20 protein-coding genes are annotated in these 24,882 nt (G+C 64.2%); 9 read left to right on the forward strand and 11 right to left on the reverse strand.

Annotation, left to right across the window (positions count from 1 at the left end; translation table 11 throughout):
* Positions 1 to 11: 11 nt before the first annotated feature.
* The 3 genes from ACZ9W6_RS05870 to ACZ9W6_RS05880 all read left to right on the forward strand — a co-directional run bounded on the left by ACZ9W6_RS05870 (position 12) and on the right by ACZ9W6_RS05880 (position 5,120).
* Positions 12 to 2,348 carry a TonB-dependent siderophore receptor gene (locus ACZ9W6_RS05870; RefSeq protein ID WP_465190151.1) on the forward strand — a complete coding sequence of 779 codons (2,337 nt, stop codon included), beginning with the start codon at positions 12 to 14 and terminating at the stop codon, positions 2,346 to 2,348.
* A gap of 98 nt (positions 2,349 to 2,446) precedes the next feature.
* Positions 2,447 to 3,712, forward strand: coding sequence for a PepSY-associated TM helix domain-containing protein (locus ACZ9W6_RS05875; protein ID WP_465190152.1), 1,266 nt, complete (start codon positions 2,447 to 2,449; stop codon positions 3,710 to 3,712).
* 61 nt (positions 3,713 to 3,773) lie between these two features.
* The gene (locus ACZ9W6_RS05880; RefSeq protein WP_465190153.1) at positions 3,774 to 5,120 is read left to right on the forward strand and encodes an HD-GYP domain-containing protein; all 1,347 of its coding nucleotides are present in this window, start codon (positions 3,774 to 3,776) and stop codon (positions 5,118 to 5,120) included.
* A 9-nt stretch (positions 5,121 to 5,129) separates the two neighbouring features.
* Here ACZ9W6_RS05880 and ACZ9W6_RS05885 read toward each other — a convergent pair whose 3' ends face one another.
* Genes ACZ9W6_RS05885 through ACZ9W6_RS05910 form a run of 6 tightly spaced genes read right to left on the reverse strand, consistent with a single transcriptional unit; the run spans position 5,130 to position 11,179 of the window.
* Positions 5,130 to 6,236: a DUF4432 family protein gene (locus ACZ9W6_RS05885; protein WP_465190155.1), complete on the reverse strand. Its 1,107-nt coding sequence runs from the start codon at positions 6,234 to 6,236 to the stop codon at positions 5,130 to 5,132.
* Positions 6,233 to 7,150, reverse strand: coding sequence for a carbohydrate kinase family protein (locus ACZ9W6_RS05890; protein ID WP_465190156.1), 918 nt, complete (start codon positions 7,148 to 7,150; stop codon positions 6,233 to 6,235). Before ACZ9W6_RS05890 ends, ACZ9W6_RS05885 begins: the two co-directional genes overlap by 4 nt.
* Positions 7,147 to 8,343: an AGE family epimerase/isomerase gene (locus ACZ9W6_RS05895; RefSeq protein ID WP_465190158.1), complete on the reverse strand. Its 1,197-nt coding sequence runs from the start codon at positions 8,341 to 8,343 to the stop codon at positions 7,147 to 7,149. The genes ACZ9W6_RS05890 and ACZ9W6_RS05895 overlap by 4 nt, the downstream gene beginning before the upstream one ends.
* 12 nt (positions 8,344 to 8,355) lie before the next feature.
* Complete coding sequence (locus ACZ9W6_RS05900; protein WP_465190159.1) at positions 8,356 to 9,429, reverse strand: ABC transporter ATP-binding protein; 1,074 nt, start codon at positions 9,427 to 9,429, stop codon at positions 8,356 to 8,358.
* Positions 9,430 to 9,431: 2 nt separating this feature from the next.
* Complete coding sequence (locus ACZ9W6_RS05905; protein WP_465190160.1) at positions 9,432 to 10,253, reverse strand: carbohydrate ABC transporter permease; 822 nt, start codon at positions 10,251 to 10,253, stop codon at positions 9,432 to 9,434.
* Positions 10,250 to 11,179 carry a carbohydrate ABC transporter permease gene (locus ACZ9W6_RS05910; RefSeq protein ID WP_465190161.1) on the reverse strand — a complete coding sequence of 310 codons (930 nt, stop codon included), beginning with the start codon at positions 11,177 to 11,179 and terminating at the stop codon, positions 10,250 to 10,252. The genes ACZ9W6_RS05905 and ACZ9W6_RS05910 overlap by 4 nt, the downstream gene beginning before the upstream one ends.
* 137 nt (positions 11,180 to 11,316) lie before the next feature.
* Between ACZ9W6_RS05910 and ACZ9W6_RS05915 the strand changes: the two genes are divergently transcribed.
* From ACZ9W6_RS05915 to ACZ9W6_RS05930, 4 genes are all read left to right on the forward strand, one after another.
* Positions 11,317 to 12,216: a LysR substrate-binding domain-containing protein gene (locus ACZ9W6_RS05915; protein WP_465190163.1), complete on the forward strand. Its 900-nt coding sequence runs from the start codon at positions 11,317 to 11,319 to the stop codon at positions 12,214 to 12,216.
* A 110-nt stretch (positions 12,217 to 12,326) separates the two neighbouring features.
* A complete protein-coding gene (locus ACZ9W6_RS05920; RefSeq protein WP_465190164.1) occupies positions 12,327 to 13,493 on the forward strand; it encodes a PLP-dependent transferase in 1,167 nt (388 codons plus the stop codon).
* A 44-nt stretch (positions 13,494 to 13,537) separates the two neighbouring features.
* The gene (locus tag ACZ9W6_RS05925; protein WP_465190166.1) at positions 13,538 to 14,803 is read left to right on the forward strand and encodes an ABC transporter substrate-binding protein; all 1,266 of its coding nucleotides are present in this window, start codon (positions 13,538 to 13,540) and stop codon (positions 14,801 to 14,803) included.
* A gap of 317 nt (positions 14,804 to 15,120) precedes the next feature.
* The gene (locus ACZ9W6_RS05930) at positions 15,121 to 16,764 is read left to right on the forward strand and encodes a methyl-accepting chemotaxis protein (protein ID WP_465190167.1); all 1,644 of its coding nucleotides are present in this window, start codon (positions 15,121 to 15,123) and stop codon (positions 16,762 to 16,764) included.
* Positions 16,765 to 16,817: 53 nt separating this feature from the next.
* Here the strand turns inward: ACZ9W6_RS05930 and ACZ9W6_RS05935 are convergent, their stop codons facing one another.
* Complete coding sequence (locus ACZ9W6_RS05935) at positions 16,818 to 17,042, reverse strand: hypothetical protein (protein ID WP_465190169.1); 225 nt, start codon at positions 17,040 to 17,042, stop codon at positions 16,818 to 16,820.
* Between the two features lie 166 nt (positions 17,043 to 17,208).
* Between ACZ9W6_RS05935 and ACZ9W6_RS05940 the strand changes: the two genes are divergently transcribed.
* Both ACZ9W6_RS05940 and ACZ9W6_RS05945 read left to right on the forward strand, forming a co-directional pair.
* A complete protein-coding gene (locus tag ACZ9W6_RS05940) occupies positions 17,209 to 17,835 on the forward strand; it encodes a phosphorylase family protein (RefSeq protein WP_465190170.1) in 627 nt (208 codons plus the stop codon).
* 223 nt (positions 17,836 to 18,058) lie between these two features.
* Positions 18,059 to 18,661 carry a CBS domain-containing protein gene (locus ACZ9W6_RS05945; RefSeq protein ID WP_465190171.1) on the forward strand — a complete coding sequence of 201 codons (603 nt, stop codon included), beginning with the start codon at positions 18,059 to 18,061 and terminating at the stop codon, positions 18,659 to 18,661.
* A 74-nt stretch (positions 18,662 to 18,735) separates the two neighbouring features.
* Here ACZ9W6_RS05945 and kdpE read toward each other — a convergent pair whose 3' ends face one another.
* The 4 genes from kdpE to kdpB all read right to left on the reverse strand — a co-directional run bounded on the left by kdpE (position 18,736) and on the right by kdpB (position 24,873).
* The gene (gene kdpE, locus ACZ9W6_RS05950) at positions 18,736 to 19,419 is read right to left on the reverse strand and encodes a two-component system response regulator KdpE (protein WP_465190174.1); all 684 of its coding nucleotides are present in this window, start codon (positions 19,417 to 19,419) and stop codon (positions 18,736 to 18,738) included.
* Positions 19,416 to 22,043, reverse strand: coding sequence for a DUF4118 domain-containing protein (locus ACZ9W6_RS05955; RefSeq protein WP_465190175.1), 2,628 nt, complete (start codon positions 22,041 to 22,043; stop codon positions 19,416 to 19,418). The genes kdpE and ACZ9W6_RS05955 overlap by 4 nt, the downstream gene beginning before the upstream one ends.
* Positions 22,044 to 22,118: 75 nt before the next feature.
* Positions 22,119 to 22,739 (reverse strand): potassium-transporting ATPase subunit KdpC, encoded by a 621-nt coding sequence (kdpC, locus tag ACZ9W6_RS05960; protein WP_465190176.1) that lies wholly within the window; start codon positions 22,737 to 22,739, stop codon positions 22,119 to 22,121.
* Positions 22,740 to 22,749: 10 nt separating this feature from the next.
* On the reverse strand, positions 22,750 to 24,873 hold the full coding sequence (kdpB, locus tag ACZ9W6_RS05965; protein ID WP_465190177.1) for a potassium-transporting ATPase subunit KdpB: 2,124 nt from the start codon (positions 24,871 to 24,873) through the stop codon (positions 22,750 to 22,752).
* Positions 24,874 to 24,882 lie beyond the last annotated feature (9 nt).

A 24,882-nucleotide genomic window follows, 5' to 3' on the forward strand; every position in this document is an offset into this window, starting at 1 on the left:
AGGAGCTGTCCGTGTTTCACCCGCGCCCCCTGAGTCTGGCCATCGTCGCCAGCATCGCCGCCAGCCCGTTTGTTTTTGCCGCCAGCTTCAAGCTGCCGGCGCAGCCGCTGGCGCAGACCATCCAGAGCATCGCCAGCCAGGCCAATGTGCAGGTGCTGTTTGCGGCCAACCTTGTTGCCGGCAAGCAGGCACCGGCCATCACCGGCGAGCTGACGCCACAGCAGGCACTGCAACAGGCGCTGGCCGGCTCCGGTCTGCAATTGCTGGTGCAGGATGGCCGCACCTTTCTGATCCAGCCGCTGGCACAGGCGGCAGCGCTGGCATCGGTGCGGGTCGAAGCCGGACAGAACCTGCAGCCGGAACAAGCGACCGGCCCGGTAGCCGGCCTCGTGGCGAAGAAGAGCCGCAGCGCGACCAAGACCGACAGCGATATCAACAGCACCGCCCAGGCGATTACGGTAGCCGGCAGCGAGCAGATGCGCAGCCAGCAAAGCAAGAGCCTGGCCGAGGTGCTGCGCTATATGCCCGGTGTGCAGGCCGAGGGCTGGGGCAACGATACTCGCATGGAGTTTTTCTATATGCGCGGCTTTGAGGCAGCGGCTGACAAGGGTCTGTACCGCGACGGCCTTGCGCTGCATACCTATGGCTATAACGGCTGGCGTATCGAGCCTTACGGCCTCGAGCGGGTTGAGGTCTTGCGTGGGCCGAACTCGGTGCTGTACGGCCAGGCCAACCCCGGCGGGCTGGTGAATGTGGTCAGCAAACGTCCGCAGGCTGATGCGGCCAAGGAGCTGGCTGTCACCGTCGGCAGTTTTGCGCGCAAGCAGCTGGCGCTGGATGTCGGCGCGGCGCTGAACGAGGCCGAGACCGTGCGTGGCCGCGTGGTCGGCCTGTGGCGCGAGGCGGATAGCCAGACCGATTTCGTGTTTGATGACCGCGCCTATTTCGCGCCATCGCTGAGCTGGCAGCCGTCGGCGGCTACCGAGCTGACGCTGTTTGCCCATTACCAGCGTGACAAGATCGGCGGCAACAGCTATCTGCCCATCCGTGGCACGCTGCAGGACAATCCCTTCGGCACTCTGCCGGCCAAGCGCAATGTCGGCGAGCCGGGCAACCGCTTCAATACCGAGCAGCAAAGCCTGGGTTACGAGCTGCGCCATGATTTCAGCGACGACATCCGCCTGACGCACAGCCTGCGTTATGGCCGTACCGACGTGGACTACAACTCGGTGTACGGCATCGGGCTGGAGGCTGACGACCGTACCGTCACCCGCAATGATTTCCGCGTTGACGAGCGTCTGCGTCACCTCGCCAGCGATACCCGCGTGCAGTGGCAGCAAAGCCTGGCCGCGGCCAAGTCCACGCTGTTGCTGGGCGTGGACTGGCTGCGCGACGAGACCAATGGCCAGCGCTTGTGGGGCAATGCGCCGTCTATCGATGCCTATGCGCCGGTGTATGGCCAGCCGTTGACCACGCCGCCTGCCTATCACGACAAACGCGAAGTGATGAGCCAGCTGGGTGCTTATCTGCAGCATCAGCTGGCCTTCGACAATGGCTGGCACACCCTGCTGGGTCTGCGTCACGACCGCGCAATGACGCGCAGCTTCGACCATCCGACAGGCGAGCGCAGCGAAGAAAAAACCAATGCCAGCAGCGGTCGTGCCGGCGTGCTGTACCGCTTTGCCAACGGCTTTGCGCCTTATCTGAGCTATAGCGAGTCCTTCCAGCCGCAAAGCGGCAAGGACGAGCGTGGCCAGGCCTTCCGTCCGACCACCGCACAGCAGTGGGAAGGCGGTTTCAAGTTCGGCCCGGCTGACGAGCGCTGGCGTCTGGCGGTCGCGTTGTTCGACCTCAACAAGTTCAATGTGCTGACGCGTGATGCCGCCTCCAGCAACCCCGACGCCCAGGTGCAGCAAGGCCAGGTGCGCGCGCGCGGTGCCGAGCTGGAGTGGCAGGGCAAGCTGGCAGCCGGTCTGCAGCTGACGGCCAATTACAGCTACACGCCAACCCGTGTGGTGAAAGACAACAGCGGCAAACAGGGCAAGGCGCTGAGCATCAGCCCCGAGCAGCTGGCCTCGCTGTGGCTGGACTATCGCCAGGCTGGCTGGCAGTTCGGTGCCGGTGTGCGCCATATCGGCGCAAGCTGGGTCGATGAGGCCAACACCCTGCGGATACCGGCCGCCACGTTGCTGGATGCCGGCATCAGCTATCAGCTGAAAAACTGGCAGGCCGCACTGAACGTGCAGAACCTCGCCGACAAGGCATACATCGGCGTGTGCTTCGAAGGCTCCGGCTGCAACTACGGCGGCCGCCGCAATGTGCAGCTGACCGGCCGTTATCGCTGGTAAGCCCTGTGTCTGATGTTGGCCGCCGCTGGCCGGCGGCCTGATCTTTCTGCCTCGCGGCCCCGCAGACGACGGGGCCGTGTCTTGTCCGGAGTATCACCATGCGGCCAATCCTGGTCCTGATTCACCGTTATGTCGGCCTGCTGATGGCCGGTTTCCTGTTGCTGGCCGGCCTGACCGGTGCCTTGCTGGCGTTCAATTACGAGCTGGACAGTGCCATCAGTCCCGAGCTGATGCGCGTTGAGGCCCCGGCGGCCAATGTTCAGCCCTTGCCGCCCTTGCTGCTGCGCGACAAGGTGCTGGCGGCTTATCCGCAGGCCGAGGCTGACTGGCTGCCGCTGCGGCGCGAACCGGGCCGGGCCGACGAATTCTGGATTTACGGCAAGGAAGACCCGAAGACCGGCGAACATGCCGAGCTGGCGGTTGATCAGGTCTTCGTCAATCCGTATAGCGGCGAGATTCTCGGCGCGCGCAAATGGGGCGATATCAGCGCCGGCGCGGTCAATCTGCTGCCTTTTGTCTACCGCATTCATTACACCTTGCTGCTGGATGAAATCGGCAAATGGCTGATGGGCATCATCGCCATCCTGTGGGTGATCGACTGCTTTGCCGGCGTCTATCTGACGCTGCCGGCGCGGCAGCGCAAGGCTGCTGCCAACGGTGCGGCCGGCAAGAACTGGTGGCAGCGCTGGGCCGTGTCGTGGCGCGTGCGCTGGCAGGGCGGCAATTACAAGCTGAATTTCGACCTGCATCGCGCCGGTGCGCTGTGGCTGTGGCTGCTGTTGCTGGTGATTGCCTTGTCCAGCGTCAGCTTCAATCTGCCGCAGTATTACCGCCCGGTGATCAGCGCGGCGATGGGCATGCAGGCCGGCAGTGACGGCATCGCCGATCTGGCCGAGGAAAAAATGCACCCCGGCATGGCGTGGCCACAGGCGCTGGCTCGCGGCCAACAGCTGATGCAGGAAATGGCGCAGCGCGAGGCGTTTTTGATCGCGCGCGACAGCTATCTGTATTACGACCACCACAAGGGCATTTTCGGCTATGCCGCCTATACCAGCCGCGATCTGGACAAGCGCTGGGGCCGCACCGCGGTGTTCTTCGATGCCGATAACGGCCAGCTGCGCGCGACTTATATCCCCACCGGCCACACCGCCGGCGACACCTTTACCAGCTGGATTGCCACCCTGCACATGGCGGCAATGTGGGGCCTGAGCTGGCAGCTGGTGATGCTGGCCAGCGGCATAGGCGTGGCGATGCTGTCGCTGACCGGCGTGTATATCTGGTGGAAAAAACGCCGCGCGCGTCACAAGGCGGCGCAAGCGCGGCCGGCAGGGTTGGCCGCAGCTGAGCCTCAGACGCAAAGCTGAGCATCGGCAGGCAAGGGCGGCGCGATGTAGTATGAGGTAAGCCGACTTTAACGTGACCGCCATGCCTGCCAGCCTGAAATTATCCGAACTGCTTGCCGCCCTCAGTTACGCCCTCGACATCACCGAGGGCCAGCCCGAGGGGCATTGCATCCGCAGCTGCTGGATAGGCATGCATCTCGGGCGTGCTTACGGCCTGCCCGAGCAGGCACTGTGGGAGCTGTACTACGCCATCCTGCTGAAAGACCTCGGCTGCAGCAGCAACGCCGCGCGCATCAGCGAGCTGTATCAGGCCGACGACCGGCTGTTCAAGCAGGAATTCAAGCTGGTAGGCGCCAGCCTGCCGCAAATGCTGGGTTTCGTCTTCAGCCAGACCGGCACCCACGCTGCAGGTTGGCCGCAACGTGCGCTGTCGATCTGGCGCGTGCTGCGGCACGGCAAGGAAATGGCCGACGAGCTGATCTACACCCGTTGCCATCGCGGTGCCGACATTGCGCGTCAGCTGCGTTTCAACGAGGCGGTGGCGATGGGCATCCAGTCGCTGGACGAACATTGGGACGGCGGCGGCCGGCCGCGCGGCCTGCTTGGCGCGGCGATTCCGCTGAATGCGCGCATTGCCTTGCTGGCCCAGGTCATCGACGTGTTTCACGCCACCCACGGCCGCGAGCAGGCGATTGCCGAGGTGGTGCAACGCAGCGGCAGCTGGTTTGACCCGCAGCTGGTGACACTGGCCGAGGCGCTGGCGACGGATGAAGCCTTCTGGCAGGTACTCGAATCCGATGAAGTCGAAAGCGCGGTGCTGGCGCTGGAGCCGGCGCAATGTCGCGTGGCGCTGGACGAAGATTATCTCGATGAAATCGCAGAAGGTTTTGGCCAGGTGGTTGACTCGAAAAGCCCTTACACCGCCGGCCACAGCCAGCGCGTCTGCCACTATGCCGACTCGGTAGCGGCCGAACTGGGTCTGACGGACGAGCGGCGGCGCTGGCTGCGGCGGGCGGCGCTGCTGCACGATGTGGGCAAGCTGGGCGTCAGCAATACCATTCTCGACAAGCCCGGCCGGCTGGATGCCGACGAATGGGCGGCGGTGCAGCAACATGCCGCCTACACCGGCGTGATTCTCGGCCGTATCGAGCACTTTGCCGAGATGGCCGGCGTAGCCGCCGCGCACCATGAAAAGCTGGACGGCAGCGGCTATCCGCTAGGCCTCAGCGGCGAGGCGATCTGCCTCGAAACCCGCATCATCACCGTGGCCGACATCTTCGACGCCATCAGTGCCGAGCGCCCTTACCACGCCGCCACGCCGATAGAAAAGACGCTGGACATCATGCGCAGCCACGTCGGCAGCGCCCTCGACAGCGACTGCTTCGCCGCGCTGGAGCGGGTGGTACGGCGCGAAGGCCTGGCTGCCTGAAGCAAGGTTTCACATGAAACCGGCCGCCGGGCGCCAGTTGGCACGCGGCTGGTGGTGCAGCTGTAGCGGCTGTGCCTGCTGACGTTCGGCAAGGCCGGCCAGCTCTCGGGCAATGAGGTCGCGCCCGTGCAGCAGGCCGAACTGCCAGTCAAGCTGGCACGAAGCCTTGGCTGGCAGCGCCAGCACTCTTTGCTGGGCACTTTCGAAACGGCGCGGATTGGGAAAGTTGCTGGCCGGCTCCAGCCCCAGCACATAGCCATCTTCGGCGGCCACCAGATTTTTCCAGATGATGAAATACGGCAGCGTGGCCAGCCGGATGCGCAGCTGCAGTGCGCACTCGCCATCAGGCTGCACCAGCAGCACCTCGCCCATGCCGTCGGCGTCCGGCAGCAGGCGCAGATAATAAACCTGCTCGGTAAAGCCTGCCTCGGGGGCGCTGATGTCGGCCCAGTGTGCGATGCCGTCGGCCGCACGGGCATCGCGCGGGGCCAGCTCGGCCACCGCCGCGTGAATGCGGCAGCCGGCTTGCAGGAAGGGCGCGCCGATATTCAGGTGGTAGAGCAGTTGCGCGCTGGCCGGCAGCGCCGACAGATTGGCGACGCTATCGCGGATGTGGATGCGGCAAGCATCTGCCGGCAGTTGCAGCTGGCTGTGCAGCGCCAGCTTCTGGCCATGCAGCCGGCTTTCGTACAAATCGCCGCAGACACCGAGGCCGGCGGCGGAGTGTTGCAGCGTCAGATTGTGTGCCGGCAGGTTGGCCGCACGGCCGTGCAGCGGGTAAATCGTGCCGTCGTCGCCGCGATCGGGCGGGCCATTGCTCTCGAGGCCACAACGGCACAGCAGCTCGTCAAAGCCGTACAGCCAGCCGCCCGGCTCGGCCAGCGGCACCAGTGCCGGATGCACCGGCCCGCGCACCGGTGATTGCCAGCCTAGCGTCATGCCCTCGTACCAGATCTTCCAGATACCGAGTCCGCGCTGCGGCAGCAGCCACAGCTTGAGCTGGCCATTGTCCAGCTCGATCACTTCAAGGCCGGCACTGGCCCCTTCCAGCAACAGCAGGCGACGGATACCGGCCGCCGGCCGTGCCAGCTCGCGGTGGGCGGGCAGCGCGCTCATGGCAGCAGGGAGCGGATGGCGGCCAGATCCGGCGGCGTGGCCCCGGCCTGCTGGCAGGCCGCCGCGCCGGCGGCGACGGTAAACGCCAGCCGTTGCGGCCATGCCCAGTCCGGCTCGGCAATCAGGGTGTAGACCAGCGCCGCCATGCTGGCATCGCCGGCACCGATGCTGTCGGCCACGGTAATTGCCGGGGCGGCCTGTCGCCAGCGTTGGCCGCAGGCCAGCAGTTCGGCGCCGGCCGCGCCGCGCGTATACAGCAGCGCCGCCTGCGGTGCCCAGGCTTGCAATTGCGCCAGTGCGGCCTCGGCGTCCAGCGCGGGCAGCAGGCCGGCCAGGTCCTCGTCCGATACCTTGATCACGTCAGCCAGCGCACACAGCTGCCGCAGCACCGGTGTATAGCTGTCGTTCATCAGGATGCGGAAGTTCGGGTCGTAGCTGATCCTGCCGCCCTGTGCCTTGAAGTCCGCTGCCAGCGCCAGCAGCTTGTCCGCCAGCGGCGGCCGCGCCAGGCTGATGCCGCCCAGCTGCAGCCACTCTGCCGCTTGCGGCCAACCTTCGGGCAGCTGCTCCGGCGCGAAGGCGAGGTCGGCGCTGTCATTGCCGACAAAGAAGTAATGCGGCGGATGGGTTTCGGGCACCATCGCCAGCAGCGGTGCCTTGTCCGCAGCTTGCAAAAAGCGCAGGTCAAGGTTGGCCGCACGGCTGGCGGCCAACAGCTCATCCCCGAAACAGTCGCGGCTGATCGCGCCGGCAAAAGCGCTGCGGATGCCCAGCGCCGCCATCGCGCGCGCCACATTCCAGCCGGCGCCGCCGGTGCGTGCCAGCCAGCTGCCATCGCGCTGGCGGATCATGTCGGTCAGTGCCTCGCCCGCCGAGACGAACAGCGGCAGGGCTGCGGCTTGTGGCTGCTTCATCGAGCCGGCTCCAGCACGTTCAGCACCTCGTAGCAGGCACCCATGGTGTGATAGTCGGTCTTGCCGGCCGGGCTTTTCTCGTCGCTGTAGGCGCGGTTGTCCTGACTGAGGATGCGGTACCACGCACCGTGGCGGTGATCGACGAGATGATCCCAGCTGTATTGCCACAAGGCCTGGTAGTGCTGCCAGTACGCGGCGTCACCGCTGCGCTGTGCCAGCACGGCAGCGGCGGCGAGGCTCTCGGCCTGCACCCAGAAATACTTGTCGCCGTCGCAGACTGCGCTGTCGGGGCCGAAGCCGTAAACCATGCCGCCATGTTGCTGATCCCAGCTGTGTTGCCAGGCATCGTCAAACAGCTGGCGCGCGCGCGGCAGCAGCCAGTCGGCCGGCGCGTGGCGGTCGAGTATCAGCAAGAGCTTGGCCCACTCGGTGAAGTGGCCGGGCTGGAAGCCCCAGGGGCGGAAGATATTGCTCTTGTCGTGGCGGTTGTAGTCCCAGTCCGGCGTCCAGTCAGCGTGGTAGTGCTCCCAGATGCGACCGCCGGCCAGTGCGGCACGCTCGACGGTAATGCCGTGCGCCAGTTGTTGCGCCCGCTGCAAGAACAATGGATCGGCCGTGGCCTCGAAGGCGGCCAGCATCGCCTCGCAGGCATGCATATTGGCGTTCTGGCCACGGTAGTCGCTCAACTGCCAGTCCTGGTCAGCCTCATCGGCATACAGGCCGAAGTCGGCCTGCCAGAAGCGCTGCTCCAGCAGCTGGTAAGTTTCGTACAGCCAGTCGCGGGCCTCCTCGATGCCGGCCATCAGGCCGTGGGCGTAAGCCAGCAGCACGAAGGCGAGGCCGTAGCAGTGATTGCTGTGGTCCAGCTCGCGCGCCGCGCCGTTTTCCCAGTGCAGCAGCCAGCTGTAGCCGCCGTCTGCGCGGCGATGCACCTCGCGGACAAAACGCAGCGCATGACGGGTGGCGTCCAGATATTCGGCCTCGCCGAATGCGCGCCAGGCCATCGCATAGTTGAAGACAAAGCGCGTACTGCTGACCAGATGACGGCTGTGGGCATCGTAAATGCGGCCATCGTCCTTGAAGAAGTGATAACACCCGCCGCTGGGGTCGATGGCGCGCGGGTGATAAAACGCCAGCGTGTGGCGGATGTGCGCGCGCAGCATGGCGGGTGAGCGGAAATCGGGCTGGGTCATGGAGGCTCCGGATCAGGCGTTTGCTGCGCTTGGCGCGCCACTCAGGCGCAGACCGCTATCGGCAGCAAACAGGTGTTGTTTGTCCGCCGGCCAGCTCAGGCCGACGGGGTCGCCGGCGTGCAGCGTCCGGCGCTGGTGATCGAGCACCACCCAGCGTGCTCCGAAAACCTCGACATGCACGAGAGTGGTATGGCCCAGCGGCTCGGTCAGCAGCACGCGGGCCGGGTGGCCATGCGCGGCATCCAGCAGTTGCAGATGCTCGGGTCGCACGCCCAGATCCACCTCGCCGGGCCTGACGGCCTCAGGCAGCTGTATCAGGCTGCTACCCAGCATCAGTTGTTGCTGGCTGATCATGCCACGCGCAAAGTTCATCGCGGGGGAACCGATAAAAGCGGCGACAAAACGATTGGCCGGATAGTCGTAAACCTGCAACGGCGTGCCGACCTGCTGGATGTGGCCCTTGTCCATCACCACGATGCGGTCGGCCAGCGTCATCGCCTCGACCTGATCGTGGGTGACATACACCGCGGTGGTGCCCAGCTGGCGATGCAGGGTTTTCAGCTCGGCGCGCATCTGGATGCGCATCTTGGCATCGAGGTTGGACAGCGGCTCGTCAAACAGGAATACCTGCGGCTGGCGTATCATCGCCCGCCCCATGGCCACGCGCTGGCGCTGGCCGCCGGACAGCGCCTTGGGCTTGCGCGCCAGCAGTTTGTCCAGCCCCAGTGTCGCGGCGATGCGGCCAACCTTGTCGGCAAGGCCGGCCGGCTTTTCGCCTTTCAGGCTGAGCGGAAAGCCAAGGTTGGCCGCCACACTCAGATGCGGATACAGCGCATAGCTCTGGAACACCATGGCGACATCGCGCTCGCCGGGGGCAATCTCGTTGACGCGGCGGCTGCCGATGAGGATGTCGCCGCTGCTGCATTCCTCCAGCCCGGCCAGCAGCCGCAGCAGGGTGGATTTGCCGCAGCCGGACTCGCCGACTAGGGCAATGAATTCGCCATCGGCGATGTCCAGATCAATGCCGGACAGAATATCGTGCTGGTCAAAGCGCTTTACCAGCTGGCGGATGGAAACACTGGCCATGATTACCCCTTGACGGCGCCGCTGGTCAGCCCGGCGACCAGATAACGCTGGATGAATGCAAAGAACACGCAGACCGGCAGCAAGGCCAGCACGGCGGCGGCCGTCATCTGGCCCCAGTCCACATTGAATTTGGTGATGAAGGACAGCAAGGCCGGCGGAAAGGTCTTGCTGGCTTCGCCATGCATCAGCACGAGGCCGAGGAACAGCTCGCTCCAGGCGGCGGTAAAGGCAAAGCCGGCGGTGGCGGCAATGCCGGGCACGGTCAGCGGCAGCACCACCTTGTGCATCGCCTGCCAGCGGTTGCAGCCGTCGAGCAGGGCGGCTTCTTCGAGTTCGCGCGGGATGGCATCGATGAAGGACTGCATCAGGAAGGTGGCAAACGGCACGTTCAGCGCGGCATATACCACCGCGAGGCCGAACAGCGAGTCGGCCAGGCCGGCCCCGTTCAACAGCTTGTTCAAGGGCACGATCATCAGCATCACGCTGAACATCTGGGTGAGCAGCAGCACGAAAGCCACCAGCTTTTTGCCGCGAAAGTGGCAGCGTGACAGCGCATAGCCGGCCAGCAGGGCGGCCAAGGTTGCCAGCAGCGCCGCCCCGAGCGACACGCGCGCGCTGTTCCAGAAATAATCCGGAAACTGGGTGACCTGCCACACTTTGGCAAAGTGCTCGAAGGTGGTGGTCTGCGGCCACAGCGCGCTGCCGTTGCGATACAGCTCGCGGGTGGGTGTTACGGCGATTTTCAGCAGCCAGTACAGCGGAAACAGCGCAAACAGCAGATACAGGGCCAGCCCGAGGCGGCGGCCGAAGGCAGGCAGTTTCATCGCGACTCTCCCAGCCAGCGGCGGCGCAGATACAGGATCAGGCCGGCGTAGGCACATAGCAGCAGCAACTGCAGCATCGCCAGCGCCGAGGCCAGGCCCTCGTTCAGCTGGGTAAAGGCGAGGCTGAACATATAAGTCGGCAGGATCTGGGTCGCATTGGCCGGCCCGCCCTGGGTCATCACCCACACCAGATCGCCAAAATTGACGATCCACACCGAGCGCAGCAAGGCGGTGATCAGCAGTGTAGGTAGCAGCAGCGGCAGGGTGATGCGGCAGAAGCACTGCCAGGCACTGGCACCATCCAGCCGGGCCGCTTCGTACAGATCGTCCGGAATGGCCTGTAGTGCGGCCAACAGGGTAATCGCGAAAAATGGGATGCCGAACCAGACATTGGCCAGTAGCGGCCCCCACATCGCGGTGGCCGGATCGGCCAGCAGATCATGCGGGCCGGACAGCAGGCCCAGCTGATGCAGCCAGTGCGGCAGCGGGCTGGTGTAGGGGCTGAGCAGCATTTTCCACACCAGGCCGATCAGCACGCTGGGCACGGCCCAGGGCAAGAACAGCAAGGCCTGGTTCAGCCGGCCGAGTTTGCCGCTGTGACGCAGCAGCAGTGCCAGCCCCAGACCGAGGCCGGCTTGCAGCAAGAGCGACGTGGCCGTCCAGTGCAGGGTATTGGCCAGCACGGTCGGCAGCTCGGGGTCGGCCAGCAGGGTGTGGAAATTGTCGAGGCCGGCAAAGCCGCCTTCGCTGAACGGGTCGTCCAGCGACAGGCTGCGAAAGGCATAGGACATGCCCACCAGCAGCGGGACAAACAATACGCCGCCAACCAGCAGCAAGGCCGGTGCCAGCAATAGCCAGGGCAGGGCACGCTGCGACCAGCGCGGCCGTGGCGCCGGGGCCACGGACTTGGGCAGACAGAGTTCCACGCGCTCTCCTCGTCTTGTTGAGTTTTTGTGCCGGGCGTGGGGGGCCGGCCAGTCACTTTGCGCGCAGGCCGAAGTCACTTGCAAGCGACATTATTTGTCGTTACGGTTAAGTTTTAGTCAATGAAGGGGAGCCGCCGATGAGCCGCAGACTGCCACCGCTGAATGCCTTGCGGGTTTTTGAAGTGGCGGCCCGCCACTTGAGCTTTACCACGGCGGCCCGCGAGCTGAATGTCACCAATGCCGCTGTCAGCCGGCAGATCAAGCAGCTGGAAGAGGCGCTGGGGGTGGTGTTGTTCGAACGACACAATAACCGGCTGGCGCTGACCGCGGCCGGCCAGCTTTATCTGCCGCGGGTGAATGACACTTTTCGTGCCCTGCGCGAGAGCACCGATCTGCTGTTGAGCGTCAGTGCCGCCACCATCCGCATCGGCGTGCGCCAGGGCTTTTGCCAGCGCTGGCTGCTGCCACGGCTGGCCCGCTTCCAGGCCTTGCAGCCGAATATCCATCTGGATATCGACACCGAGTTCGAGCGCGATTACCAGCAACACGATCTCATCGTCGACTATCGGCCGGCATTGGCGCCGGATTACAAGGTACGCCATCTGTTCTCGACCGCGCTGTACCCGGTCTGCTCGCCGGCGCTGGCGCAGCGGCTGGCAACGGTCGGCGACTTGCAGGCGGTACCGCTGCTGCACGACCGGCCGATGCAGGGCATGCCCGAGTATCCGGACTGGCAGGCCTGGCTGCAGGCGGCCGGTGCGGCCGGGCTGGCCAATCCGCAAGGGGCCACTTTTTCTTCTTCGCTGATGTGCATGCAGGCGGCCGAAGAGGGTTTGGGGGTGGCGCTGGGCCAGCATGTGCTGATCAGTGCCGCCTTGCAGGGGGGCCGCCTGCTGGCGGCGTTGCCGCAGCATGCGCCACTGCAGCTGCCCTACTATCTTTGCTACTCGCACAGCGTGGAAGAGCGACCCGGCGTGCGGGTGTTCATTGACTGGCTGTCAAGCGAGGCAGCGCAGACGGCAACCGGCCTGCATTGATTAATTGTTAATGATGGCGCGAGAAATCATCGCTTGCGACTCGCGCTGGCGGCCACGCATAGTCAGCTCAAGCGGCAGTTGCCGCCTGTTGATGATGGCAAGGAGACGCCGTGACCCCGCACCCCGCAACCCTGTTGGCCCATGATGCGGCCAACCCTTTGCACACTGTCGTGCCGCCGATTGCGCAAAGCTCGCTGTTTACCTTTGCCAGTGTCGAGGAAATGGAGGCGCGCTATCGTGGCGAGACCAGCCGTGATGTCTATTCGCGCGGCAACAATGCCACCGTGCGCGAGTTCGAGCTCAAGGTCGCCGCGCTCGAAGGCGGCGAGGATGCGCGCGCCTTCTCCAGCGGCATGGGCGCGATCAGCGCCGCCATCATGGCTTTTGTGCAGGCCGGCGATCGCATCGTTTGCGTGCGCCATGTCTACCCTGATACCTACCGGCTGCTGGAAAAACTGCTGAAACCGCTGGGCGTGACGGCGGAGTATGTCGATGGCAGCGACAGCGCCGCCGTGCTGGCAGCGCTGCCGGGTGCGCGCGTGCTGTATCTGGAAAGTCCGACCAGCTGGACGCTGGAAACCCAGGATCTGCCAAGGTTGGCCGCTGCCGCGCGCGAGCTGGGTGTGGTGACGATGATAGACAATAGCTGGGCCACGCCACTGCACCAGCGCCCCTTGCAGCATGGCATTGATCTGGTGATCCACTCCGCCTCGAAATACCTGTGCGGCCACAGCGATACCGTCGCCGGCGTGGTGGTCGGCAGTACCGCGCTGCTGGGCCGCATCAATGATCTGACCTACCCCTATCTCGGTGCCAAGCTGTCGCCGTTTGAAGGCTGGTTGTTGCTGCGCGGCCTGCGCACGCTGCCGATGCGCATGGCGTGGCAGTGGCAGAGCACGGCGGCGCTGCTGCCACGGCTGGCCGAGCACCCGGCTGTGGCGGCGATCTGGCATCCGGCGACCCGGCCGGGCAGCGGCCAGCATTGCCTGACGGGTTTCAGCAGCCTGCTGACGCTGGAGTTGGCCGCAGCGGCCTGCCCGCGCGCTTTCTGCAATACGCTGCAGCTGTTCCGCCTCGGCGTGAGCTGGGGCGGGCACGAGAGTCTGGTGGTGCCGGCGCTGGTCAGCCGCGCCCAGGCCGCCGGGCCGAATTCCACCCTCGATTTTGGCGTATCGCCGCAAATGGTACGCCTGCACATCGGCCTCGAGCATGCGGAGGATCTGTGGCAGGACCTGTCACAGGCGCTGGATGCGGCCCTGGCCGCCGGTATTGCCTGAAAACAAGCACAAGCGGCCACGCCGCAGCAGCAAGGAGAGAGAGCATGAGCAAGATGAAATGGTTGGCCGCCAGTCTGCTGGCCGCCGGAACCGTGCTGGCGAGCCCCGCCTATGCCGGCAAGCTGAAGGTGGTCGAGGTGATCAGCAGCCCTGATCGCAGCCGGCTGCTGCACGCGCAACTCGAGCAGTTTCACAAGGCCAATCCCGGCACCGAGATCGAGCTGATCACCATTCCGTGGGACGGTGCTTTCGAGAAGGTGCTGGTGATGTTCAAGTCCGGGCAGATTCCGGACGTGATCGAAATGCCGGAACGCTGGAGCGCGCTGTATATCCGCGGCAAACAGCTGGAGCCGCTGGACAAGTGGCTGGGCAAGAGCCGGCTGCCAGCCAGCATGCAAGCCAACGCCATGCAGGCCGCGCGTTTCGGTACCCGCGAGACATGGCAGCTGCCTTACGGCTTTTATCTGAAGGCGATGTTCTACAACAAGAAGCTGCTGGCGCAGGCTGGCGTCAAGCCACCGCAAACCCAGGCCGAATTCGTCAAGGCGGTGGAAAGTGTCAGCAAGAAAGTGCCGGGCAAGTATGGCTACTGTCTGCGTGGCGGCAAGGGCGGCGGCTATGAGTGGATGTCGCATGCCATGACCTACGGCAACAGCGACCGCTTCTTCGACCCGCAGGGCAACAGCCTGTATGCCACGCCGGGCTTCAGGCAAGGCATGCAGATGGTGGTGGACTTCTACCAGAAGGGCTATGCGCCCAAGGAAAGCATCAGCTGGGGGTTTAACGAGATCGTCACCGGTTTTTACAGCGGCACCTGCGCCTTCCTCGCGCAAGACCCGGATGCGCTGATCGGCATTGCCGAAAAAATGGACAAGGACGATTTCGGCGTGATTCCGATGCCGCGCGGCAGCAGCGGCTATGCTTATCCGAATATGGGTTTTGCCGGCTGGGCGATTACCCGTGACAGCAAGAACAAGGACGAGGCATGGAAGCTGATCGAATACCTTGCCTCGCCACAGAAGAATCTGGAGTGGGCGAAGATCGTCGGCATCCTGCCGGTGCACAAGGGTGCCGAGAAAGACCCGGCCTTCTCGTCCGGTCACTGGGCGGCCTGGTTCCGCGAACTGTCAGGCAAGGAGTACAAGCCCTTCATGCCGCCTAGCCACCTGCCGGAGTGGGGCGCGCTATACGACAAGACCATGGTCGAGCAAGGCCAGGCAATGTTGCTGGGCAAGCGCCAGGTAGCTGATGTGGCACAGGAGTGGGCGAAAACCCTGACCGCCGCGCAGCAGAAATTCGACGGCCGCTGAGGCCTGTAGCAGGGCCGTCGCAACGATGGTGCGGAGGGCCGATAACAGGCTGCCAGGCAATTGCCGGCGGCCTGTTGTCTTTCGGGCGGGCTTGAAGGGTGGGGGCGGTTGCTGCCGTGCAGCATCCATATCCCGCAAAAATGTAGGGATATGCCGGTATTTATCGATATTTGTCGGCAATGTGTGAAAAATTACTACGCGGTGCAATCAGCTGCAGGGCAAGTGCGTATTGCCACTACAATGACTGTGTAATAGCGATGCCGTCATTTTGCCGGGGCAAAATCCGGCCCTGTTTTCCCGTGCCCGAAAGAAAAATCATGTTGAGAAAATTGAGCGTCAAGGCGCAGATGTGGCTGTTGCTGTCCGTGCCTTGCGTGGCCTTGCTGCTGGTGATTGCGGTGGCAATGGTGACCGCGCAGCAGCTGTATGGCCACACCGAGCAGATGTACAAGAACACGGCCAAGCCGATGCGGGCAATGGCGGAAGTGGCCTCGCGCATTCCGCGCATGCGGGTCGGGCTGGATCTGATCCTGTTGCAGGAGACGCCGCTCAAGGATGACAAGGGCGTGGTAACCCGCATCAAGGAAGCGCGCGAGGAAGACATTCCGGCGATGCGCAAGGCGATGCAGCTGGCAGTGGAAGCCCAGGTCGACGAGGCTGCCCGCCAGCAGGCGCAGACCCTGCTGCAGCAGTTCGACAACATGGAAAAATCCAGCCTGCAGCCGATGTTGGCCGCCTTCGAGGCCAATAATTTTGACGAGGCGCGCCGCCTGTATGCGGGGCCTTATACCGACAGCTATCGTGCGATGCGCGAAGGCACCAACAAGCTGCTGGATGCGCTGGAGAAACAAGCCGGCGATGGCTATGCCGACAGCGCGAAGGCTTACGACCAGAGCACGGTGATCAAGCTGGCAACCAGCCTCGGTGCCTTGCTGCTGTCGCTGCTGCTGGGGGTGGCCATCGTGCGTTATCTGGAAAAACGCGTAAGCAGCCTGCAGCATGATATGAGCACCGCCGCCGACCAGCTGGCGCTGAACCGTCGCAGCGAGCTGACCGGCCGCGACGAGCTGGCGCGTATCGCTACCTCGTATAACCGGCTGATGGACAGCCTGCGCCATGCCATCAGCGGCGTGCAGCAGTTCACCGGCGAGGTTGGCCACACCGCCAGCCAGGTGGCGGGTACTGCCGGCAATGTGACGGCATCGTCGTCGATCCAGTCACAATCCGCTCAGGCGGTTGCCGCCGCGGTCGAACAGGTGGCGGTCAGCGTGCAGCACGTGGCAGACAGCACGGCGACCACGGCCCAGCTGTCCGAGGCCCTGCAGCAACGCGCCAATCAGGGCTTGCAGGTGCTGGGCGAGACCAGTGGCAGCATTCGCCAGGTCAGCGACAGTCTGCAGCTGACCACCGGCCAGACGCGTGCGCTGGCGAAAAGCTCGGAAAACATCCGCGACATCGTGGATGCGATTCGCGATATCGCCGATCAGACCAATCTGCTGGCACTGAATGCCGCCATCGAGGCGGCGCGGGCTGGCGAGATGGGGCGTGGTTTTGCCGTGGTAGCCGACGAAGTGCGCAAGCTGGCCGAGCGTACCTCGCAGGCAACCAATGAAGTGGGCCAGCTGCTGTCCGGCATTCACCAGCAGGTGGATGTGGTGGTCAGCGAGGTGAATGCCTCGGCCGAGCGCGCGCAGCAGGGTCTGGGTCTGGTGTTACAGGCCGAGCAGACGATTCAGGAAATCAGCCGGGATGCTTCCGGGGCGGCCATCAGCATCCGAGAGATTGCCGAGGCCACGCGCGAGCAGGGCAAGGCGGCAGAAAGTATTGCCCACAATATCGAGCAGATCGTGCAGATGGCCGAGCAGAATCACAGCGAGGCCGAGCGGGCGCAGCAGGATTCGTCGCGCCTGCAGGACATGGCCCGACAGTTGCAGCAGGAGGTCACCCGTTTCGCGGTGTAATTGCGGCCGAGTTCGGCATAAAAAAACCGCCATCCACAAGGATGGCGGTTTTTTTATGCGGGGAAATCGTATTGCTTGTGTATGGTCTCCTGTACTCTCTCGACCCAGCAGCCATCGGTGCGGCTCAGCTGCAGGATTTCGGCGCTGACAGGCGCCTTGTGTTGTTGCAGCAGCTGATTGACGTTCAGCATGGCTGTCTGCCAGTCAGGCAGCGGTGTTGTCTGTTGCAGAATGCCGTGTTGTGGCGAGATCACACGCACTTTGTACATGTTCATCATTTATTTTGTTTTTTGAAGTAAATGATCTTAGCAGTAAGCACTTGCGTGGTGTTAAATATCGTCATTTTATTGCGCAATATTTCATCTGCAGTCTGCATGATTGCATGAATGAAAATGCATTAAGTATTTTTTGCCTTTGGGTTTTTCTGACATGCGCATAGTAATCATGTTCCCCACGGCCACCGAGGCCGCCGGTTTTCAGCATGCCGGCGTGCAGTGCGAAGTGTTTGGCGTCGGCCTGACCACCACGGCTTACCAGACGCTGAAATGCATCCAGCGCTACCAGCCGGACTGGCTGATTCTGGCCGGCATTGCCGGCGTGTTTCCGCATGCGCCGTTTCGCGTTGGCGATGTGACGCTGGTGCACAGCGAGCTGGAAGCTGACCTCGGCTTTTTCACGCCGCAGGGCTTTACCCATCTGGCGCACTTGCCGCTGGAGATGGATTTTGCGCGGCGGCATGTGCTTGATTGCCCGTACAGCGCGCAAATTGAGGGCTTTGCACCGGCGCGCAGTATTTCACTGAATGCGGCGATGGCCCCGTTTATCGACAGCAGCCAGGCCGATATCGAGAATATGGAAGGCGCGGCTTTCTTCCATGTCTGCCGCGAAGAGGGCGTGCCGTTTCTCGAGTTGCGCTCGGTATCGAATATCGTGCAGCCGGAGGACGACCAGTGGGATATGGACAAGGCGGTTGCTGCGTTGCATCACGGTTTGCATCAATTACTAGATCAGCTACAAAGAAAGAGCGTCCCGCCAATTGCGCCTGCAGACAGCACCGTGAAGCAGGGCTGAAGGCCGCCTGAAATATCACAGGCGGCAGGGCTTGCCGAGTCGGGCGTGGCAGGCGCAAACTGGTTCAACCCTGAAGCAATCAGGGTCTAGTGCAAGCAATGACGTGCGTTTTGAGCGGCTGGCTGACAAGTGGGGAGCAGTTTCTTGTCGCTGGCCGGTATTGGCCGGTCAGTACCTCGAACTGAAACCGGTGCCATGGCTACCAGAACCGAGGAGTACCCGAATGGACTCGCATTATCACGCCCTAGAAACCATCTCCCTGCCGTCCCACACTGATCTGATCCACGTGGAACAACGCCCTATGCGCCCGCTGACGCTCAAGAGCCCGGCGCTGGAGGTGATGACCGATCTCAAGCTGATCGACCCGATCAGCATCAGCCAGGATGCCCCGCTGAATGAAGCGCATGCGCGTATGGTCAGCCACGGCATCCGCCTGCTGTTTGTCACCGATGACAGCGAGCAGCTGAGCGGCCTGTTGACCGCCACCGATGTGCTGGGCGAACGCCCGCTGCAGCGCACGCAGGAACACAACAAGCGCCACAAGGAGCTGCTGGTGTCTGATGTGATGACACCGCGCAAACAGCTGGATGCGCTGAAACTGTCCGACATCAGTCACGCCACCGTCGGCCATCTGGTCAGCACCCTGCGCCAGCTTGGTCGCCAGCATGCGCTGGTGGTCGAAGCGAATAGCCAGACTGGCCATTACGAGATCTGCGGCCTGGTTTCGACCTCGACCATCGCCCGTCGCCTCGGTATTTCGCTGAATTTCGTGCGCGTGCCGCAGGCCTTTTCCGAGATCGAACACGCGCTGCTGCACGAAGGCTGAAAGCGGATAGCAGCGTAAAAAAACATCGCGGCCAACCTTGCCAGGGTTGGCCGCAAGTCTTTGTGGTGGCATGCTCAGGCCGCGAGGCGGTAACCGACGCCGGTTTCGGTCAGCAAGAAGCTTGGCCGCGCCGGGTCGGCCTCGAGCTTCTGCCGCAGATGGCCCATATAGATGCGCAGATAATGATGGTGCTCGACATGATGCGGCCCCCACACCTCGCGCAAGAGCTGGCGATGGGTGAGTACCTTGCCGCGATGGGCAATCAGCATCGCCAGCAGACGGTATTCGAGTTGGGTCAGATGCAGTGCCTCGCCGGCGCGCGTCACGCTGCGCAGTGCCAGATCAATCACTACTTCGCCCAGCACCACGCGGCTGTCCTGCACATTCTGCTGACCGTGGCGGCGCAATTGCGCGCGCACCCGCGCCAGCAGTTCGCCGGTGCCGAAAGGCTTGGCGAGGTAATCGTCTGCACCGGCATCGAGTGCGGCGATCTTGTCTTCTTCCTCGCCACGCGCCGACAGCACGATCACCGGCACGCTGCTCCAGCCGCGCAACTCGCGCAGCAATTGCAGGCCGTCGCCGTCGGGCAGGCCCAGATCCAGCACCAGCAAGTCCGGCTTGCGGGTGCCGGCCTCGATCAGGCCGCGCGCCAGCGTTTCGGCTTCGAAAACACGATAACTTTCTTCTTCGAGCGCGCTGCGCACAAAGCGGCGGATGGCGGCTTCGTCTTCAATGACCAGCACGGTTGCCTGGCTCATGATTCATCATTCTCCATATCAAAATCGAGGCTGGGCTGCGCATGCAGCGGCAGGCTCAGGCTGAATACCGCACCGCCTTGCGCATGGTTGGCTGCTGTTAGCTGGCCGTGGTGCACATCGGCAATGGTGCGGCAAATGGCGAGGCCGAGGCCGGCACCGGCAATCACCGATTCGCGCTCGCCGCGGCTGAAGGCGTCAAACAGTCGCGCCGGATCGACATCGGGCAGGCCACGGCCCTGATCAGCCACCTGCACGCTGATGCTTTGCGCGTCATGGCTGGCCGACAGGGTGATGGTGCTGCCGGCCGGGCTGTATTTGACGGCGTTTTCCAGCAGATTGACCAGCAGCCGCTCCAGCAGAATGGCATCGCCGAAGACCAGCGGGCAGTCGGCCGGCAGGCGGATGTCCAGCCGGTGGCGCGCCAGCACTTCGCCGAGTGCAGCGGTAGCGGTACCGACCAGCTCCTCCACCGGCAGCCAGCTTTCGCGCAGGGTCACGCTGCCCGACTGCAAACGCGCCATGTCCAGCAGGTTATTCACCATGCGCGCCATGCGCTGTGCCTGGCTGGTCAAAAGGTTGGCCGCAACCGCTTGCGGCGAGGCTTCGCGGCCCAGCGTGCGGGCCAGCTGTTCGGCTTGGCCTATCATCGCGGTCAGCGGTGTGCGCAGATCGTGCGACAGCGCCGCCAGCAGCGAGTGGCGCAAGCGTTCGGACTCCATCGTCACCAAGGTTTGCTGCGCCACCTCGATATAGTGCAGGCGCTCCAGCGTTTGCGCCGCCAGCGCGGCGGCGGCCTCGCACAGGCGGCGGCAGTCCGGATCGGCCAGCTGGCCGGCCTGTGGCAGCTCGATGGCCAGTACACCGCGCGTGCGCATCGGGGCTTTCAAGGGCAGATACAGCAGCGGCGCATCGGCCAGGGTGTGGGTGCCGCTGCCGGCTGCCTCGGCGTGATCAAAGCACCAGCGTACGATGGCGGCATCGGTGGCCAGTTGCGGATTATCGGCCGCTTGCAGCAGGTCCTGCGTATCCGGCAGCGCAAACGCCAGCCTGGCCTGCAGGCTGTCGGCCAGATAGCGGCGCGTGATGTCGGCCACCTGCTCGGGCAAGAGCGCGCTGCCCAGCTCGCGCGCCATCTCGTACAGGGTGCGGGTGTGCGCCTCGCGCGCGCTGGCTTGGGTGGCGCTCTGGCGCTGGCTGGCCACCAGCTGGCCGGCCACCAGGCCGACGCTGAGCATCACCACAAAGGTAATCAGGTACTGGATGTCGGAAACGGCAAACGACAGATAAGGCAGTACGAAGAAAAAGTCGAACAGCGCCACCGACAGCACCGCCGCCCAGGCTGCCGGGCCGCGGCCATAGCGCACGGCGCTCCACAGCACCACCAAGAGGTAGAACATCACCAGATTGGTGGCGTCGATGGTGCCTTGCAGCGGGAGGGTGACTGCGGTGGTCAGCGCACACAGCAAGGTGGTGGGCAGCCAGCCATGCCAGCCCGGTTGTTTTGCCGGCCACGCCCAGTGGCGGCGCGGCGGCTTGCCGGACAGGCACAGGATATTCAATTCGCTGCTCAATACCGACAGCCGCCGCCACTGCCGTACACCGAGGCCGGGCGGCAGCACCAGCAGTGACAGATTGTGCCGCCGCGCATACGCCAGCAGCAGTGCCGCGGCATCATGACCGTGCAAGATCAGCGTGATGGCACCGCTGTCTTCGGCCTGCTGCAGGCTGCGCGCGGCTTCGCGCCGGCGCTCGTCGCCGCCCTGACCGTGGTCTATCCACACCGCGTGCCACGGCGCGCCGAGCTGGCGGCTCAGACGTTGACACTGGCGCAGGCTGTCGCTGTCGTCATCGGGGCGGATCAGTTGCAGCAGGCCGAGATTGGTCGCCCACACCGGGCTGCCGGGGCTGACGGCGCGCTGCTCGCGCATCTGGCCATCGACTCGGTCAGCCATGCGCCGCAGCGCCAGCTCGCGCAGCGCAATCAGATTGCCCTTGCGAAAGAAGTTGGCCGCCGCGCGTTCGGCCACATCGGGCAGATACACCTTGCCCGCGGCCAACCTTTGCAACAGGTCATCCGGTGGCAAATCCACCAGCCGCACCTCGTCTGCCGCGTCAAACACATGATCAGGCACCGTTTCGCTGACGGCGATGCCGCTGACACTGGCGACGATGTCGCGCAGGCTGTCGAGGTGCTGCACATTCATCGCGCTGTAGACGTCGATGCCGGCGGCGAGAATCTCCTCGATATCCTGCCAACGCTTGGCGTGGCGGCAGCCGGGTGCATTACTGTGCGGCAGCTCGTCGATGATCACCAGTGCCGGACGGCGCGCCAGCACGGCGTCGATATCGAGTGCCGCGCGCTCGCGCCCCTTGTGGCTGACAGACAAGCGCGGCAGCAGCGACAAGCCCTGCAGCATCGCCTCGGTCTCGCTGCGACCGTGGGTATCGACCCAGGCCACCAGCACGTCCAGCCCCTGCTGGCCCAGCTCGTGTGCCTCGGCCAGCATGGCGTAAGTCTTGCCCACGCCCGGTGCCGCGCCAAAAAACAGTTTCAGCCTGCCGCGACGTGCGGGCAGGCTGGCAAGTAGCGCGTCCGGGTCGGGACGCTGGTCGGCTTCGTTCATGATGCTTTCGTGAAGGTGATGCGGCCAACCCGCTAAAGGTTGGCCGCAACAGGGGCTGCCAGGCTGATTATGCTATCAGCGTGACTGCAGCGCGAGGTTCAATGCCAAAACATTTACATAACTGCTGTCGGCATTGCCAAACCAGCTGGTCTGAACCGAGCGCATCACCAGCGCCCGCAGCTGGCTCTCGCTGCGGCCGGTGGCCTTGGCGATGCGTGGCAGCTGATACAGCGCGGCCGCCAGGCTGATGTGCGGGTCGAGGCCGCTGGCCGAGGCGGTGACAAGGTCAGCCGGTACCGGGCCGCCAGCCACAGGGCCTGCCGCTTTCAGCGCGGCGATGCGTTCGGCCACGGCCTTGGCCAAGGCCGGGTTGGACGGGCCCAGGTTGCTGCCGCCGGAGCCTGCGCCGTTATAGGCACTGCCGCCGGTGGCCGACGGACGGCCCCAGAATTCGCCGGGCTTGTTGAAAGACTGGCCGATCAGCGCCGAGCCGATGGTCTTGCCATTGTGTTGCACCAGCGAGCCGTTGGCCGCAGACGGCATCAATAGCTGCGCGAGGCCGGTCACGGCCAGCGGGTAGCCCAGACCGAGTACGACAGACAGCAAGACCAAGAGGCGCAGCGCCGGCCACAGCACGCCGCTGCTGCTGTGGACTGGCTCGGCATGGGCGGCGACAGTTTGGGTAAGTTGCGACATGGTGTTCTCCTTAAACCAGACCCAGCGCGACAAGCACCAGATCAATCAGCTTGATGCCGACAAAGGGCAGCAGCAGGCCGCCAAGACCGTAAACCAGCAGATTGCGCTTGAGCAGCTCGGCCGCGCCGATGGCGCGATAGCGGATGCCTTTGAGCGCCAGCGGAATCAGCGCGATGATGATCAGCGCATTGAAAATCACCGCCGACAGCAGGGCCGAGGCCGGGCTGGCAAGCCCCATCACGTTGAGCGCATTCAGCTGCGGGTAAGTGGCGGCAAAGGCGGCCGGGATGATGGCGAAGTACTTGGCGACATCATTGGCCAGGCTGAAGGTGGTCAGCGCGCCACGTGTCATCAGCATCTGTTTGCCGATCTCCACTACCTCGATCAGCTTGGTCGGGCTGGAATCCAGATCCACCATATTGGCCGCCTCGCGCGCCGCCTGGGTGCCGCTGTTCATCGCCACCGCCACATCGGCCTGCGCCAGCGCCGGTGCGTCATTGGTGCCGTCGCCGGTCATCGCCACCAGTTGGCCGCGCGCCTGATAGTCGCGGATCAGCTTGAGCTTGGCCTCGGGCGTGGCTTCGGCAAGGAAATCGTCCACCCCGGCTTCGGCGGCAATCGCGGCGGCGGTCAGGCGGTTGTCACCGGTGACCATGATGGTCTTGATGCCCATCTGGCGCAGCTGCAAGAAGCGCTGGCGGATGCCTGGCTTCACCACGTCTTTCAGCTCGATCGCGCCCAGCACCTTGTTGCCTTCGGCCACCACCAGCGGCGTGCTGCCACGGCTGGCGATGCCATCGACGATCTGTTGCAGCGCGCTCGGGAAGCTGCCGCCTTGTGACTCGACATGACGACGAATCGCGTCGCTGGCACCTTTACGAATCTGGCGGCCGCCCAGATTGATGCCCGACATGCGGCTGGCGGCGGTAAACGGCACAAAGCTTGCACCATCCGGCGTCAGGCCCTGATGCAGGCGGGCCAGCAGGCTGGCATCGTCGGCCAGCGTGTTTTTGCCCAGGCGCGAACGGGTCTGTTCGGCCGCCAGCACCACGATGCTCTTGCCCTCGGGCGTGTCGTCCGACAAGGACGCCAGCCACGCGGCTTCGGCCAGCTCGTGTGCGGCCAAGCCTGCTGCTGGGGTGAATGCCGCTGCCTGACGGTTGCCGTAGGTGATGGTGCCGGTCTTGTCGAGCAGCAGCACGTCCACATCACCGGCCGCTTCGACGGCACGGCCGGAGGTGGCAATCACGTTGGCCGCCATCAGCCGGCTCATGCCAGCGACACCGATGGCTGACAGCAGACCGCCGATGGTGGTCGGGATCAGGCACACCAGGAGCGCAATCAGCACCGGCACGCTGACTACCTCGCCGCTACCGGCCGCCGTCACGCTGTACGACGACAGCGGTAGCAGGGTGACGGTGACCAAGAGGAACACCAGGGTCAGCGCCAACAGCAGAATGGTCAGCGCGATCTCGTTCGGCGTCTTGCCGCGTTTGGCCCCTTCCACCATCGCAATCATGCGGTCGATGAAGGTCTCGCCAGGGTTGACGGTGACGCGTACCACCACCCAGTCGGACAGCACGCGGGTGCCGGCCGTTACCGAGCTGAAGTCGCCACCGGCCTCGCGGATTACCGGCGCGGATTCACCGGTAATCGCCGATTCGTCCACGCTGGCCATGCCTTCGATCACCTCGCCGTCGCAGGGCATGATGTCACCCTGCTGCACCAGCACCACATCGCCCTTGCGCAGGTCGGGTGCGTCGTACAGCGCAAAGGCTGCGCCATGACGATGCGGTGCCGACAGCTTTTTGGCCATGGTGGCTTTTTTCAGCCCTTTGAGGCTGGCGGCCTGGGCCTTGCTGCGGCCTTCGGCCAGTGCTTCGGCAAAGTTGGCAAACAGCACGGTAAACCACAGCCACACGGCGATGCTGCCGGTCAGCCAGGCCGGGGCGTTGCTGTGGCCGGTCAGCGTCATCACCCAGATCACGCTGGTGAGCACACTGCCCAGATACACCACGAACATCACCGGGTTTTTCAGCTGCTCGCGCACGGTGAGCTTGGCAAAGCTGGCGGAAATCGCCGGTTTCACCAGTTGCGCATCGAATAGCGGCAGGGTCATTTTCTTGTCAGACATGGTGTTCTC

Source organism: Vogesella lacus, assembly GCF_979366295.1.